General features: G+C 73.1%; 13 protein-coding genes and 1 pseudogene. 3 read left to right on the forward strand and 11 right to left on the reverse strand.

Going from position 1 to position 13,841, the window contains the following annotated elements; translation table 11 throughout:
• Positions 1-92: 92 nt before the first annotated feature.
• The 6 genes and pseudogenes from ACS3YM_RS13825 to ACS3YM_RS13850 form a co-directional block, all read right to left on the reverse strand.
• Positions 93-590: pseudogene (locus ACS3YM_RS13825) on the reverse strand (flavin reductase family protein); the annotation flags it as partial.
• Positions 587-1,102, reverse strand: coding sequence for an NADPH-dependent FMN reductase (locus tag ACS3YM_RS13830; RefSeq protein WP_439937009.1), 516 nt, complete (start codon positions 1,100-1,102; stop codon positions 587-589). The pseudogene ACS3YM_RS13825 and the gene ACS3YM_RS13830, both read right to left, overlap by 4 nt.
• Positions 1,099-2,241 (reverse strand): LLM class flavin-dependent oxidoreductase, encoded by a 1,143-nt coding sequence (locus tag ACS3YM_RS13835; protein WP_439937010.1) that lies wholly within the window; start codon positions 2,239-2,241, stop codon positions 1,099-1,101. Before ACS3YM_RS13835 ends, ACS3YM_RS13830 begins: the two co-directional genes overlap by 4 nt.
• A 20-nt stretch (positions 2,242-2,261) precedes the next feature.
• Positions 2,262-3,494 carry an SfnB family sulfur acquisition oxidoreductase gene (locus tag ACS3YM_RS13840; protein WP_439937011.1) on the reverse strand — a complete coding sequence of 411 codons (1,233 nt, stop codon included), beginning with the start codon at positions 3,492-3,494 and terminating at the stop codon, positions 2,262-2,264.
• The gene (sfnG, locus tag ACS3YM_RS13845) at positions 3,491-4,621 is read right to left on the reverse strand and encodes a dimethylsulfone monooxygenase SfnG (RefSeq protein ID WP_439937012.1); all 1,131 of its coding nucleotides are present in this window, start codon (positions 4,619-4,621) and stop codon (positions 3,491-3,493) included. Before sfnG ends, ACS3YM_RS13840 begins: the two co-directional genes overlap by 4 nt.
• A 196-nt stretch (positions 4,622-4,817) precedes the next feature.
• Entirely contained in the window at positions 4,818-6,101 is a 1,284-nt protein-coding gene (locus ACS3YM_RS13850; protein WP_439937013.1) for an acyl-CoA dehydrogenase family protein, read from the reverse strand.
• 129 nt (positions 6,102-6,230) lie between these two features.
• Here ACS3YM_RS13850 and ACS3YM_RS13855 point away from each other — a divergent pair, with 129 nt between their 5' ends.
• Complete coding sequence (locus tag ACS3YM_RS13855; RefSeq protein WP_439937014.1) at positions 6,231-7,193, forward strand: LysR family transcriptional regulator; 963 nt, start codon at positions 6,231-6,233, stop codon at positions 7,191-7,193.
• Here the strand turns inward: ACS3YM_RS13855 and hemE are convergent.
• Complete coding sequence (gene hemE / locus ACS3YM_RS13860; RefSeq protein WP_439937015.1) at positions 7,159-8,205, reverse strand: uroporphyrinogen decarboxylase; 1,047 nt, start codon at positions 8,203-8,205, stop codon at positions 7,159-7,161. The genes ACS3YM_RS13855 and hemE overlap by 35 nt on opposite strands.
• Before the next feature lie 71 nt (positions 8,206-8,276).
• Here hemE and ACS3YM_RS13865 point away from each other — a divergent pair, with 71 nt between their 5' ends.
• Both ACS3YM_RS13865 and ACS3YM_RS13870 read left to right on the forward strand, forming a co-directional pair.
• Complete coding sequence (locus tag ACS3YM_RS13865) at positions 8,277-8,897, forward strand: DUF3000 domain-containing protein (RefSeq protein ID WP_439937016.1); 621 nt, start codon at positions 8,277-8,279, stop codon at positions 8,895-8,897.
• A gap of 4 nt (positions 8,898-8,901) precedes the next feature.
• Positions 8,902-10,185: an HRDC domain-containing protein gene (locus ACS3YM_RS13870; RefSeq protein WP_439937017.1), complete on the forward strand. Its 1,284-nt coding sequence runs from the start codon at positions 8,902-8,904 to the stop codon at positions 10,183-10,185.
• A 3-nt stretch (positions 10,186-10,188) separates the two neighbouring features.
• Here ACS3YM_RS13870 and ACS3YM_RS13875 read toward each other — a convergent pair whose 3' ends face one another.
• The 4 genes from ACS3YM_RS13875 to ACS3YM_RS13890 form a co-directional block, all read right to left on the reverse strand.
• The gene (locus ACS3YM_RS13875) at positions 10,189-11,610 is read right to left on the reverse strand and encodes an ABC transporter substrate-binding protein (RefSeq protein WP_439937018.1); all 1,422 of its coding nucleotides are present in this window, start codon (positions 11,608-11,610) and stop codon (positions 10,189-10,191) included.
• Between the two features lie 9 nt (positions 11,611-11,619).
• Entirely contained in the window at positions 11,620-12,042 is a 423-nt protein-coding gene (locus ACS3YM_RS13880; RefSeq protein ID WP_439937019.1) for a type II toxin-antitoxin system PemK/MazF family toxin, read from the reverse strand.
• 156 nt (positions 12,043-12,198) lie between these two features.
• Complete coding sequence (locus tag ACS3YM_RS13885; RefSeq protein WP_439937020.1) at positions 12,199-12,795, reverse strand: hypothetical protein; 597 nt, start codon at positions 12,793-12,795, stop codon at positions 12,199-12,201.
• Complete coding sequence (locus tag ACS3YM_RS13890) at positions 12,795-13,832, reverse strand: serine hydrolase domain-containing protein (RefSeq protein ID WP_439937021.1); 1,038 nt, start codon at positions 13,830-13,832, stop codon at positions 12,795-12,797. Before ACS3YM_RS13890 ends, ACS3YM_RS13885 begins: the two co-directional genes overlap by 1 nt.
• Positions 13,833-13,841: the final 9 nt, after the last annotated feature.

Consider the following 13,841-nt stretch of genomic DNA (forward strand, 5'->3'; position numbering starts at 1 on the left):
GCGTCCTCCTTGCTCTCGGACTCGGCGCCCCGGTCGACCTCGGCGCCGTTGATCCGGCCGTCGAGGCGGGCCGGGTCGAGGTCGTCGCGGTGCAGCTTGGCGAAGGCGGAGCGGTGGAAGACGAGGGGGTGCTCGCCGTCGCCGGCGCCCACCTCGTGCACCTCGAGCAGCACGATCACGTGGTCGCCCGCGACGACCTCCTCGTGGACCGAGCAGTCGTAGGTCGCCACGGCCTCGTCGAGCAGCACCGCTCCGTTGCCGGTCACCTTGAAGGGCAGCCCGGCGAAGCGCTCCTCGCGCGGCCCGGCGAGCTGGCGGCAGACCGCGTCGTGGTGGTCGGCGAGCACGCTGAGCCCGAGCCGGTCGGCCGCGCGCAGCAGCGGCCACGTCGAGCTGGTCGTCGCGATGGAGAAGGACACGAGCGGCGGGTCGATGCTCACCGAGGTGAACGACGACGCGGCGATGCCCGTGAGCTGGCCCTTCACCGACGCCGCCACGGCGACGACCCCGGAGGGGAAGGCGCCGAAGGCGTCGCGCAGGGCGCGGGGGTCGAGGGAGGGGTGGGACTGGGAGTGGGCGTGGATGGTCATGCGGACACCGCCTGGCTGGTCTCGGGGGCAGGGGGGACGGGGAGGAAGGGCTGTGCCGAGGCGAACCACGCGTCGTACGCCGCGGGGTCGGCGTGCTCGGCGTCGAGGACGTAGAGCCCCCGCGTCGGCACGGACGCCCCGAGCTCGACGAGCACCGGACGCAGCCCGTGCTCGGGGGCGAGCGAGTGCGCGTGGGAGGCGCCGAGCATGAGCGGGACGGCGGTGACGCCGGCCAGTCCCTGGTGGGGGAACCGGTCGAGGAACGCCTTGAGCAGACCCGTGTAGGTGGCCTTGTAGGTCGGGCTGGCGACGACGAGCAGGCGGCTCGCGGCCACCTGCTCCACCAGCCCGGTGACGGCCTCGGACGACCAGTCGAACAGCTCGCCCGCGTGGTCGGCGAGGTCGACCACCAGGTCCGCGCCGCCCAGCCGGTCGGCCAGGGTCAGCGCCGACTCGTAGGTCCGGGAGCGGGGCCTGGGGTTGCCGATGACGACGGCGACACGGGCGTTCATGACGCCGCCCGCTGTCCACCGAAGGGCACCGACGACCGGCCGGCGGCCGGCGCCGGGTTGGTCCAGAGGCCGCGCTCCTCGAGGATCGGCAGCACGCCCTCGCCGAAGTGGTAGGCACCCTCGAGGTGGGGGTAGGCCGAGAGCACGAACTCCTCGATGCCGAGGGCGGCGTACTCCTCGACGAGGTCGGCCACCTCCTCGTGGCTGCCGACGAGCGCGGTGCCGGCGCCGCCGCGGACCAGGCCGACGCCCGCCCAGAGGTTCGGGTGGATCTCGAGGCCGTCGCGGCTGCCCCGGTTGAGGGCGAGCATGTTCTTCTGGCCCACTGACTCCGAGCGCTGCAAGCCCTCCTGCACGCGACGGATGTCGTCGTCGGAGATCCCGGCGAGCAGCCGGTCGGCCTCGGCCCACGCCTCCTCGGAGGTGTCGCGCGACATGGTGTGCAGGCGGATGCCGAAGGTCAGCTCCCGGCCCCGCCTGTCGGCGAGCTCCTTGATCCAGGCGATCTTCTTCGCGACCGCTGCCGGTGGCTCGCCCCACGTCAGGTAGACGTCGGCGTGCTCGGCCGCGACCTCGCCGGCGGCGGGCGAGGACCCGCCGAAGTAGATCTGCGGGACGGGGTCGGGCAGCTGCTGGAGCCGGGCCTGGTCCACGCGCAGGTGCTTGCCGGCGTACGTCACCTCCTCCCCTGCCCACAGCCGGCGCACGATGGCGAGGAACTCCCCGCAGCGCTCGTAGCGGCCGTCCTTGTCGAGGAAGTCGCCGTAGGCGCGCTGCTCGTGGGACTCGCCGCCGGTGACGACGTTGAGCAGCAGGCGACCGCCGGTGAGGTTCTGGAAGGTGGCGGCCATCTGGGCGGCCAGGGTCGGCGAGGTGAGGCCGGGACGGAAGGCGACGAGGAACTTGAGCCGCTCGGACAGCGGCGCCAGCATGGCGGTCGTCAGCCACGCGTCCTCGCACCACGCGCCCGTCGGGGTCAGCGCGGCCTCGAAGCCGAGCTGCTCGGCGCTGCGGGCGACCTGCCCCAGGTAGGGCACGCTCGCGGGCCGGCCGGCGGCGCCGTGGTCGACGCCGTGGCCGCCGCTGACGACGTGGCGGCCGTCGCCACCGTTGGTGGGCAGGAACCAGTGGAACTTCATTGCAGTCCTCTCGGAAGGGGTCAGAGCTGGCCGTGGTTGGGCGGCGGCGTGCCGTCGACGACGTGGCGGCCGAGGTGCTGGACCTTCCACGCGGCCGGGTCGTGCAGGGTGTGGGTGCGGGCGTTGCGCCAGTGCCGGTGCAGGTTGAGCGAGTCGAGCGCCGAGCGGGTGCCGCAGACCTCGAAGAGCCGGCTCGACACGTCGACGGCGACCTCGGCGGAGTGGGCGCGGACGGCGGCGACGGCGAGGCTGGCAGCCGCGGCGGTGCCGGCCGTCAGGTCGTCGTCGGCCGCGTCGACCGTCCGCCCGGCCTCGCGCAGCAGCGCCTCGGAGGCACGTACGTCGACCTCCATGCGGCCCAGCGCCTGCACGACCAGCGGGTCGTCGGCGGCCCGCTCGACCCCGGCGTCGGGATAGGGACGCGACGACGTGCGCACGAACTCGGCCGCGTCGCGCAGGGCCGCTCGGGCGATGCCGACGTCGAGGGCGGCATGGAGGACCTGGGCGAAGGCGCCGTAGGTCTGCGGCCCCTGGAAGGTGAGGTGGTAGGGCGTGACCCGGTCGTCGGGCACGTCGACGTCCACGAGCTCGACGGTGCCGCTGGCCGTGGTCCGCTGGCCCATGCCGTTCCAGTCGTCGGTGACCCTCACGCCGGGCGCGTGGCGCTCGACCCAGGCGACGTGCAGGGGACCCGTGCCGGGTGCCGCGAGCGTGTCCTTGCGCGCCAGCACGGGGATCCAGTCGGCGAAGAGCGCGCCGGTGCTGTAGCCCTTGGTGCCTCTCAGGGTCCAGCTTCCCTGCCCCGCCGGAGTCAGCGACGTGCGGATGTCGCGCATGTGCTGGGTGCCCACCTCGGACTGGGCGTTGCCGAACCGCCTGCCGGCGAGCACCTCGCCGAAGAAGAACCGCTGCTGGGCGGGCGTGCCCTGGTGGCGCATCGCGTTGACGTAGACGAAGTGGCTGTGCGGGACCTGCGCGACGCTCGGGTCGCCGGAGGCGAGGATCCGGAACACCTCGACGAGCACCTCGGTCGGCAGGTCCGCACCGCCGTGCTCGGCGGGCACGGTGATCGCCAGAAGGCCGGAGGACGAGAGCCGGTCGAGCTCCTCGGCGGGGAGGATGCGGTCGCGGTCGCGGTCGACGGACGTCGCCGCGAGGTCGGCCGCCAGCTCGGTGGCCGCGGCGATCGCCTCGTCGGCGGAGAGGACGGGGACCCGGACGGCCTCCGTTTCCAGGAGCGGGGCGGTCGTCATGCCACACGCTCGTGCTCGGCGGCCTCGAGCTCACGCACGATGGGGAGGACCTCGCGGCCGAAGTGCTCGACCTCCTCCTGGAAGTGCAGGAAGCCGAGGAGGAACAGGTCCACCCCGCGCCGCTTGAACTCGATCATCCGGTGCGCGACCTGCTCGGGCGTGCCGACGAGCCCGGTGCGGAAGCCGTCGTTGTACTGGACGAGGTCGGAGAAGTCGCTGTCCTGCCACATGCCCGTCTTGTCGCCGGTCGACTGGCCGGCCTGCTTGACCGCGTTGCCGAAGCCCTCGACGGCCTCCGGGTTGGCCTTGGCGATGATCTCCTGCAACGTCGCGTGGGCCTCGTCCTCGGACTCGCGGGCGACCATGAAGCCGTTGACGCCGACGCGGACCGTACGACCGGCAGCGCGGGCACTGCGGCCGACGCCCTCGATCTGGGCGGCGATGCCGTCGGGCGTGTTGCCGTTGGCGAAGTACCAGTCGCTGACCCGGCCGGCCATCTCCTGGGCCACCGAGGAGTTGCCGCCCTGGAAGATCTCCGGCAGGTGGCGCCCCGGGAGGTCCAAGGGCTTCGGGTTCATGTCGAAGTCCTTGAGCTGGAAGAAGTCGCCGCGGAACTGCGCGTCGTCCTCGGTCCAGATCTCGCGCACGTAGGAGATGAACTCCTCGGCCATCCGGTAGCGCTCGCCGTGCTCGAGCCAGCGGACCCCCATGTTCGTGGCCTCGTCCTTGAACCAGCCGGACACCACGTTGATCGCGGCACGGCCGTTGCTGAGGTGGTCGGCGGTGGCGATGAACTTCGCCAGCACGCCCGGGTGCCACATGTAGGGGTGCACCGCGGAGATGACCTTGAGCCGCTCGGTCGCGAGCAGCAGCGCGAGGCTGAAGCTGGTCGCCTCGTGCTGGTAGGCGGCGCCGTACGACGCGGTGTAGCGGACCTGGGTCAGGGCGTAGTCGAAACCGTTGTTCTCGGCAGTCTGCGCCAGGCGCTTGTTGTAGTCGTAGTCCCAGCCAGTGCGCTGCTCGATGTCGGAGATGACGAGTCCGCCGGACACGTTAGGCACCCAGTAGGCGAACTGGAGGGGCTGGGCGGTGCGGGCGCTGGCGGTGCGGGCGCGGGTGGTGCTCATGGGGGGCTCTCCTCGGGACGGAGCGGGTTCGATCGGGCTGTTCAACAGTGCCCAATCTCTATCAATCTTGTAGACAAAAGTACCAGCGAACGTGCCCCGAGCCACGCCATTGCGAACGCGGGGATGTCGAGGGGGTGGAAGGCCGTGCCTTGCACGCCGGGCCTTCCACCCCCTCGCGGAGCCGGTGCGTGACCGGTCAGCTGGTGGGGCCGGGTCGGCCGTCGGACCACTCCTGGCGCCGGCGGGTCCCGCCGATCGACCAGGCGTACGGCGGTGGCGTGCCGTTGACGGCGTGGGCGCCGACGACGCGGGCCTTGAGGATGCGCGGATTGTGCGAGGCGACCGTGCGGGCGTTGCGCCAGTGGCGGTCGAGGGCGAGCGGGCGGGCCGTGGCCGAGGCGCCGAGCGCGTCGAAGATGTCGGAGGTGGCCCGCAGGACCAGCTCGGAGACGACGACCTGGGCGGTCGACGACTCGATCTCGCTCGCCTCGACCAGCGCGGCGACCTCCTCGGCGCCGGCGAGCGCGGCGTCGGCGACGGCCTGGATGCTCTCCGCGACCCGCAGCGTGGCCGCCTCCGCGGCGTACACGGCTGCGGCGACCTCCCCGACCAGGGCGAGCACCTGGGCGTCGTCTCGCACCCGCGGCGCGTTGGCGTGGGAGAAGTTGCGCGTGCGGGTCTGCACCGCCTCGACGACGTCGCGCAGCGCCGCCCGGGCGATGCCGGTCAGCGTGGCCAGGAGGTTCAGCTGGTAGAACGCGGTCTGGTAGGGGAAGCGCTCCTCGAACGCCAGCACGCGGTCGGCCGGCACGCCGACGTTGTCGAAGGTGGTCGTGCCGCTGCCGGTGCCCCGCTGGCCGAAGCCGTTCCAGTCGTCCGTCGTGCGCACACCCGGGTCGCGGGTGTCCACGAGCGCGATCGCCGTGGCCTCCTCGACCTCGTCGGGGTGGCCCGGCGTGGCCACCCGTGCGTGCACGTCGGCCCACTCGGCGAAGATCGTGCCGGTCGTGTAGTACTTCGTGCCGTCGAGCCGGTAGGACCCGTCCGCGCGGGGGCGCAGCACGGTGCGCGGCAGGTCGATGCTCGACCCGACCTCGGACCAGGCGTTGCCGGCGATCTCGCCGGCCACGAACCGGTCGAACCACACGCGCTGGTCACTGGACCGCGCGTGGTGCCAGAGCCGGTCCTCGACGAGCGCGAAGTGGCCACGGAAGGCCTGCGGCAGGTTGGCGTCGACGGCGGCGAGCTCGATCCACAGCCGGGCGAGGTCGACGAGGCCCACGCCGCCGCCACCGAAGGAGGCGGGCACGCGCAACGCGCCGAACCCCTCGGACTTGAGCAGCGCGACCGCCTCGACGGGGAGGTCACCGTCGAGCTCGCGCCGGAGGGCGCCCTCGGCGATGGCGTCGAGCACGGGCGCCCACTCGGTCCGGACGGTCGGTCGGACGCGGGTGGTGGGTCGGACACGCAGGGTGGTCATGGGTGGGTTCCTCCCGTTTTGTATAGTTACTTAGTAGACTTTAGTGAACACGATGCGGGAACCACGACACCCCGGCAGCAGGTTTTGCCGACCACCTCCGCCCGCGGGCGGACGAGAGCAGGAGCGACAGTGCGGATCGAACAGCTGGAGTACCTCGCGGCAGTGACCGAGCACGGCTCGCTGCGCCGGGCGAGCGAGGCGATGCACATCTCCCAGCCCGCGCTGAGCGAGGCGGTGACCAAGCTGGAGAAGGAGCTCGGCACCACGCTGCTCGACCGCCGGCGCACGGGCTCACGCATCAGCCGTCAGGGCCTGGACCTCCTCCAGAACATGACCGAGGTCCTCGAGGCGGTCGACCGGCTGCGGCAGGCGGCGGGCCAGCAGTCCGTACGCCGACGCGACCTGCGCATCGGCACCGTCAACACCGCGTCGTCGAGCCTCCTCGCGCCCGCGCTGCGCGACCTGCACGCCCGGCACGGCTCGGGTGGCGTGGAGGTGGTCAACGCCCGTGCGGTCGACATCCAGCAGGGCCTGGCGGAGGGCTCGCTCGACCTGGGCCTGGTCAACGTCCTCCCCGGCGACGAGGTGCCGGCGACCCTGGTCGCCGACAAGCTCATCGAGGGCACGCCTGTCGCCTGCCTGCGCGCCGACCACCCCCTGGCGGCCCAGGACGAGGTCGGCGTCGAGGACCTGCGCGCCGAGCCGCACGTGCTGATGCGACCGGGGTTCGTGATGCACCGCTACGCCCATCGCCTCTTCGCCGGCAGGCTTCCCGCGACGACGTACGCCACCGACGGCGCGGAGATGGGCAAGGCGATGGTCGCCGCCGGGCTGGGGATCTCGGTCCTGCCGGACTTCTCGATCGTCGCCGACCCGCTCGTGCGCGCCGGGGTGCTCACGACCCGCCCGATCCGGACCGACCAGACGACGGTCACGCTGCTGATGCTGCGCCGGCGCGCGGAGCGCACCTCGGAGCCGCTGCACGACCTGCAGGCCGCGCTCGTGCGCCAGGCGCGCGCCTACCTCGGGTCGCTCGAGCTGACGCCGGTGACGCCGATCAGCAGCCGTGCACGAAGTCTGTCAGCGCGCTGAGCTGGTCGGGGTCGGTCGAGGGGATCACGCCGTGGCCGAGGTTGAAGATGTGACCCTTGGCCGCACGGCCGGCCTCGACGATCTCGGCCGCACGCGCCGTCATGACCTCCCTGGGCGCGAAGACCAGGGTCGGGTCGAGGTTGCCCTGCACGACGCGGTCACCCACCAGCGGGATCGCCTGCTCCAGCGGCGTACGCCAGTCGACACCGACCACGTCGGCGCCGGCCTCGCCCATGAGGCCGAGGAGGTTGCTCGTGCCGACGCCGAAGTGGATGCGCGGCACGCCGAGCTCGCCGGCCGCCGCGAGCACGCGCTGTGAGTGCGGCATGACGGAGGCGCGGTAGTCGGCAGGGGTGAGCGCACCGGCCCAGGAGTCGAAGAGCTGCACGGCCGAGGCGCCCGCCTCGACCTGGATGCGGAGGTAGGCGGCGGCGATGCCGGCGATCTTGCGCAGCAGCGCGTCCCAGACGTCGGGGGCGCCGAACATCATCGCCTTGGTCTTCGCGTGCTCCTTCGACGGCCCACCCTCGACGAGGTAGGACGCGACCGTGAACGGCGCGCCCGCGAAGCCGATGAGCGGCGTGGCGCCGAGCTCGGCGGTCAGCTGGCGCACCGCCTGCGAGATGTAGGGCACGTGCTCGGCGGTGAGGTCGGGGATCGCCTCGACGTCCGCCAGCGTGCGCACCGGTGAGGCGACGACGGGGCCCACGCCCGGCTTGATGTCGAGGTCGACTCCGACGGCCTTGAGCGGCAGCACGATGTCGGAGAAGAAGATGGCCGCGTCGACGCCGTAGCGCCGAACCGGTTGCAGGGTGATCTCGGTGACCAGGTCGGCGTCCATGCAGGACTCGAGCATGCCGATCCCCTCGCGCACCTTGAGGTACTCCGGGAGCGAGCGGCCCGCCTGCCGCATGAACCACACGGGCGTGTGCGACGGCTCCTCGCCGCGCGCGGCCCTGAGGAAGGGGCTGTCGACCAGTCCGGGATGGGGGGCGGGAACGGCGTCGGTCACGGCAGAATCTTCGCAGGTCAGGCGGCGTGGCGGCACATCGGCAAGGCTGCGGGCTGGCCTACTCTGGACGAATGGTGGCCCGTCACGAGACCCACCCGGGCAGTGCTGCCGCGGCTGGGCCGGCTGAGTTCCGCGCGGCTGTGGAGTCGATGCGTCAGGCCTCGCTGCGCCCGGAGGTCTTCTGCGAGGAGATGCCCGCCCCGCAGCGGATCGCGCCCTGGTCGTCCGCGCTGAGCGGTGACGTCACGGTCGACGAGGAGGACCTCGGCACCGGCCGGCTGATCCTGCTGCACGACCCCGCCGGCAACGACGCGTGGGACGGCACCTTCCGCTGCGTGGCCTACGCCCGCGCCGACCTCGACCCCGAGCTCGGCGCCGACCCCCTGCTGGCCGCGGTCGGGTGGTCGTGGCTGACCGAGGCGCTGGAGGCCCACGGCGCCGACTTCCACGCCGCGTCGGGCACGGTCACCTGCGTCACCACCGAGAGCTTCGGCGGGATGGCCGACGAGCCCGGCACCGCCCAGGTCGAGATCCGCGCGTCGTGGACGCCGACGGTCGACGAGGCGGGCGCCCTCGACATGACGCCCCACGTCGAGGCCTGGGGCGAGCTGATGTGCACGGCCGTCGGCCTGCCGCCGGTGCCCGAGGGCGTCACGGCCATGCCGAGCCGGCGCGGACAGCGCGGCAGCTGAGCCGATGCCTGACACACCTGACGCCGAGCCCACCGCCACCGAGCCCGCCCCCGCCGAGCAGCCCGAGGCCGAGGCTCCTCCCGCTCCCCTGCTCGAACTGCGCGACGGCCTGCCCGACGTCGTGGACACCGACGAGGGCCTGGCCGAGGCCTGCGCGGCGCTCGCGGCGGCCACCGGCCCGGTCGCGATCGACGCCGAGCGCGCCTCCGGCTACCGCTACTCCAACCGGGCCTACCTGATCCAGCTCCGCCGCGAGGGCGCCGGCACCTGGCTGGTCGACCCGATCGGCATGACCACGCTGGCGCCGCTGCAGGAGGCCCTCGAGGGCGCCGAGTGGATCCTGCACGCGGCGACCCAGGACCTGCCCTGCCTGCGCGAGGTCGGGCTCACCCCGACCAGCATTTTCGACACCGAGCTCGCCGGCCGCCTGCTCGGCTACCCGCGCGTCGGCCTCGCGACCCTCGTGGAGACCGTGCTGGGCCAGCGGATGCGCAAGGAGCACTCCGCCGCCGACTGGTCGACCCGTCCCCTGCCGCAGCCCTGGCTCGAGTACGCCGCGCTCGACGTCGAGGTGCTGCTCGAGCTGCGCGAGCACATGATCGGCGCGCTCGAGGAGGCCGGGAAGGCCGAGTGGGCGCGCCAGGAGTTCGAGCACCTGCTGGGCTTCGAGCCGGCGGTGCGCCACGAGGCGTGGCGTCGTACGTCCGGGGTGCACCGGCTGCGCGGGCGCCGGGCGCTCGGCGCTGCCCGCGCCCTCTGGGAGGCCCGCGACGCGATCGCAGCCGAGCGCGACGTCACCCCGGGCCGGATCCTGCCCGACGCCGCGATCGTCGTGGCCGCCACCGCGATGCCGACCGACCGCCGTGCGCTGCTGTCGACGCAGGGCTTCCACGGTCGAGGCGCGAGCCGCTACGCCTCTACCTGGGTCGACGCGCTGCAGCGGGTCCGGGAGATGTCCGAGGACGAGCTCCCCTCCCGCGCCCCGCGCGGCGACGGACCGCCCCACCCCCGCACCTGGGCCGACCGCGACCCCGTGGCCGACCGCCGCTTCAAGGCGGCCCGTGAGTCGATGCTCAACCTGGCCGAGGTCCACCACCTGCCGGTCGAGAACCTGCTGACCCCCGACTACCTCCGCCGCCTGATGTGGGCACCGCCGGCGACCCGGGAGCCGGCCGACCTGGCCGACGCGGTGCGCGCCCAGCTGGCGGCCTACGGCGCCCGTCCCTGGCAGGCCGAGCTGGTCACCGGCGCCCTGGTGGGCGCGATCCTCGGGGCCGAGGCGGAGTAGCCGCTACTCGCTCGGTGACTCGCTGGGTGACTCGCTGGGTGACTCGCTCGGTGACTCCGAGGGCGACTCGGTCTCCTCGGGCGGCGCCAGGATCGTCCGCGAGACCTCGTCGATCTGCTCGGTGACCTGGTCGAGGTCGAGCACGCCGGGCGCGGTGACCAGGCGCTCGAGGAGCGGCGTCACGGCCTCGACCAGCGCCTCGCGCTGGTCGATGAAGGGCGGCACCTCCATGTAGCGGATGCTCGAGTTGAACACCTTGGAGTTGGCCGGCTCGTCCAGCGGGGCCAGGAACTCCGGGGACGCGGCGACCTGGGTGTTGGCCGGCACGATGTAGCCGGTCTCGGCGACGGTGGCGATGGCCTCGTCGGAGACGGCGTAGGCGATGAAGTCGGCCGCGTCGCCGGTCACCTCGGAGTCGGCCGACAGGCAGAGGCCGCTGATGTCGCCGACCGTCGCCCGGTTGTCGATGGTGGGCATCGGGAGGACGTCGAAGTCGAGGTCCTCGGCGTCGCGCAGCTGGGGCACGAGGTTGCGGAAGCCGGCCACCATCGCGAGCTCACCGCGCTTGAACAGCTGCACCGGCGTCGCGCGGGCTAGCTGGGCGTTGGTCGGCGTCAGGGTGGAGTCGCGGAGGATGGCCAGCGTCTGGCTCAGCGCCTCGCGGGTGCTGTCGTCGGAGAAGGCGAGCGACGTGGGCTCGCGGTCGTCGTCGAAGACCTTGCCGTCGCCGGAGTAGATGAAGGGCGCCAGGCCCTGGAGCGTGGGGTCGATCCAGATGCCGCGCCGGTCGCCGCGCCGGGACGCGAACCGCGCGGCCGCCTCGAACTGGGCGAGCGTCCAGCGGTCGCGGACGCCTTCGTCGTCGGCCGTGGGCACGTCGAGCTCGCGCCGCTCCATCTTGTCGAAGTCGACGAGGTCGGTGTTGTAGTAGATGACCATCGGGGAGACCGAGTAGGCCATGCACTGCAGCTCGTCGTCCATCGCGAACGCGTCGACGGCGTCGCGCGAGAAGCGGTCGCCGAAGTCGACGCCGCGCTCGTCGAGCAGCAGGCTCACCGGCTGCAGCGCGTCGGCGCCGACGAGCTGGTCGAGGTCGATGCGGGAGGTGAGGAAGGCGTCGGGCGCGTTGCCGGCGAGCACGTCCTCGAGGGCGGACTCGTGGTCGGGCCAGGACTTCAGCGTGACCTGCCGCGTCTTCGAGCTCGCGTTGAAGGAGTCGACGACGCTCTGGAAGGCCGCCACCTCCTCGTCGCTGCCGTAGGCGCCGAAGACGATCTCGCGCGGCTCCGCGGTCGTGGGCTGCTGCGTGGGCGAGCTCGCCGGCGAGGGGTCCGGGTCGCCGTCCCCCGTGCACGCGGCGGTCGTCAGGGCGACGGTCAGCGACGACGCGACGAGGGCGGTGCGACGGAGGAAGGAGCGAGACACGGCCAGACCCTATCGGGGCAGTCCACGACGAGCCTCGACGACGGCGGCGAAGATCGTCTCGTCGAGCGCGGCACCCTCACGGCGTACGCCGTCGCGCTCGAGGCGGAGCAGCCGGTCGAGCCGGACCTCGCTCGGGCGCCGCTGCGAGTCCCAGCCGCCGGTGCCGACGTCCATCCAGTAGCGGCCGTGGCGCGCCTCGTCGGCAGCGTCGCGGTCGTGGTCCTGGCTGCTGAGCATCAGGCCGGTCCAGCCGTCGCCGTCGGTGTCGAGCACCAGGACGGGCCGGTCCTTGCCCTGGCTCGGGTCGTCCTCGTAGGGCACCCACGCCCACACGACCTCGCCCGGGTCCGGCTCGCCGTCGATCTCAGGGGCGTAGGCCGAGGACGACTCGCCCTTCGGGAGCAGGCCGGCGAGGCGGGAGCGAAGCGTCATTGCTCGACCCTACGGCCCGTGGCGGGGCGAGCTCGCGGGAGAAGAATGTGAGTGCGCCGGACCGGGAGCGCCTCACGGCGCGTGGCCGCTCGTAGCGGCTTATTGTGGGACCCGGGGCTGCCACAGCCCGACGCACTCAGGGGACAGTGTAATTCCTCAGGCCAGCGTGTCCGTGATTTCCCCGTGTCCGGCGGCCTCCAGCTGCTCCGAGAGCGCCAGCATCCGGGTGATCTCGTCGTGGCCCGACTCGCCCAGGCTGGCGCGTCCGGCCGCGACGATCCGCGCGAACGCAGCCGCCCGGAACAGGGTGATCGCGAAGTCGCCACGCGCGATGCCGCGCAGCACGTCGTCGACCATGCGCCGCAGCTCGTCGGGACCCGGCGGGTCCTCGACACCCGCGACCACGCGGGCGACGTCGACGCGGCGCTGCCCGGCGTCGTACTCGGTGGCCACCCGCTCGGGGTCGGCGTGGACCCAAGACCGGAGCAGGAACAGCCGCCACAGGCTGCCGGCGAGCGTGTCGGCCGGCGCCCCGGACCAGACCTCGGCGAGGGTCTCGAGGCCCTCGCTCTCGGCCAGGTGCACGATGCGCTCGGCGACGGCGGGATCGTCGGACTCCCGGGCCCCGCGCACCAGCACGGTGGCCGCGAGGTCGCCGGCCTCGCGCAGCAGCGCCGGATCGGCGCCTCCGGCGATCTCGGCGAAGAACCCGGCGCCGGGGGTCATCGGGCGGTGGTGGGTGCGACCGGTCATCACGCCAGCCTAGGTGGGCCGGCGAGCCGGTCGAGGTGGTCCATCACGACACGCTGCACAGGCCACGCTGCACCGGCGCGGTTCGCGACGACGGTCCAGGTGGCCTCGCGCCGCGCGTCGTGGACGGACGTGAAGGAGACGCCGGCGTCCTGGCCGACGAGCTGCACGAAGCCCTCGGCCGGGCTGAGCCACAGTCCGAGCCCGTAGGACGTGCCGTCCTCGTCGGGCGCGCTGTGCGGCCGCACCATCTCCCGGACCGTGTCCGGGGCGACGATGCGTCCACCGAGCAGGGCCGGCCAGAAGCGGTGCACGTCGTCGACCGTCGTGAAGGCGCCCCCGTCGCCGCCACCGCGGACCGGCAGGTGGAAGACGTTGGACCGGACCTCGCCGTCCAGCTCCACGTAGCCGAGCGCGGCGTCGGCGGGCAGCGCGTCGGAGCGGAGGTACGCCGTCGAGCGCATGCCGGCCGGCTCGGTCACGCGGTCGCGCACGAGGTCGTGGAACGGCGTGCCCGATGCCCGCTCGGCGAGCAGGGCGAGGACGACGAAGCCCTGGTTGCAGTAGGAGAAGGCCGTGCCGGCGGCGAACTTCGTGGGGTGGCCCTCGAGCAGCGGGACGTAGGACTCGGTGTCGGCGAGCAGGTGCACCGAGACCGGCATCACGTAGGCGTCGCGGTCGAGGTCGACGTCCTCGTCGAGGTAGTCGCCGATCCCCGAGCGGTGGGACAGCAGGTGCTCGACGGTGACGTCGTCCGCGACGAGCGGGAGGTCGTCGCGGAGCCACTCGCGGGCCGGGGCGTCGAGCGAGAGCACGCCCTCCTCGACCAGCGACAGCACCGCGAGCGCGGTGAAGGTCTTCGACCCGCTCGCGACGGCGAGCCGGGTGTCGGGGGTCATCGACCGCCCGTGCGCCCGGTCGGCGAGCCCGAATCCCGCGCGCAGCACGGTCTCCCCCGCCACGTCCAGGCGGACGACCCCGGCGTACCCGTCCTCGACGAGGGCCTCGACCTGCTGCGCCAGCGCCACCTCCCCGCTCATGCGGCGAAG

The organism is Nocardioides sp. N13(2025), assembly GCF_051912545.1.
Lineage (GTDB): Bacteria > Actinomycetota > Actinomycetes > Propionibacteriales > Nocardioidaceae > Nocardioides.

Excerpts from the sequence above, each read along its gene's own strand:
- ACS3YM_RS13865 (WP_439937016.1), top strand. The coding sequence starts at position 8,277 with ATGGTGGCCCGTCACGAGACCCACCCGGGCAGTGCTGCCGCGGCTGGG.
- ACS3YM_RS13890 (WP_439937021.1), bottom strand. The coding sequence starts at position 13,832 with ATGAGCGGGGAGGTGGCGCTGGCGCAGCAGGTCGAGGCCCTCGTCGAG.
- sfnG (WP_439937012.1), bottom strand. The coding sequence starts at position 4,621 with ATGAGCACCACCCGCGCCCGCACCGCCAGCGCCCGCACCGCCCAGCCC.
- ACS3YM_RS13840 (WP_439937011.1), bottom strand. The coding sequence starts at position 3,494 with ATGACGACCGCCCCGCTCCTGGAAACGGAGGCCGTCCGGGTCCCCGTC.
- ACS3YM_RS13870 (WP_439937017.1), top strand. The coding sequence starts at position 8,902 with ATGCCTGACACACCTGACGCCGAGCCCACCGCCACCGAGCCCGCCCCC.
- ACS3YM_RS13835 (WP_439937010.1), bottom strand. The coding sequence starts at position 2,241 with ATGAAGTTCCACTGGTTCCTGCCCACCAACGGTGGCGACGGCCGCCAC.
- ACS3YM_RS13885 (WP_439937020.1), bottom strand. The coding sequence starts at position 12,795 with ATGACCGGTCGCACCCACCACCGCCCGATGACCCCCGGCGCCGGGTTC.
- ACS3YM_RS13850 (WP_439937013.1), bottom strand. The coding sequence starts at position 6,101 with ATGACCACCCTGCGTGTCCGACCCACCACCCGCGTCCGACCGACCGTC.
- ACS3YM_RS13830 (WP_439937009.1), bottom strand. The coding sequence starts at position 1,102 with ATGAACGCCCGTGTCGCCGTCGTCATCGGCAACCCCAGGCCCCGCTCC.
- ACS3YM_RS13880 (WP_439937019.1), bottom strand. The coding sequence starts at position 12,042 with ATGACGCTTCGCTCCCGCCTCGCCGGCCTGCTCCCGAAGGGCGAGTCG.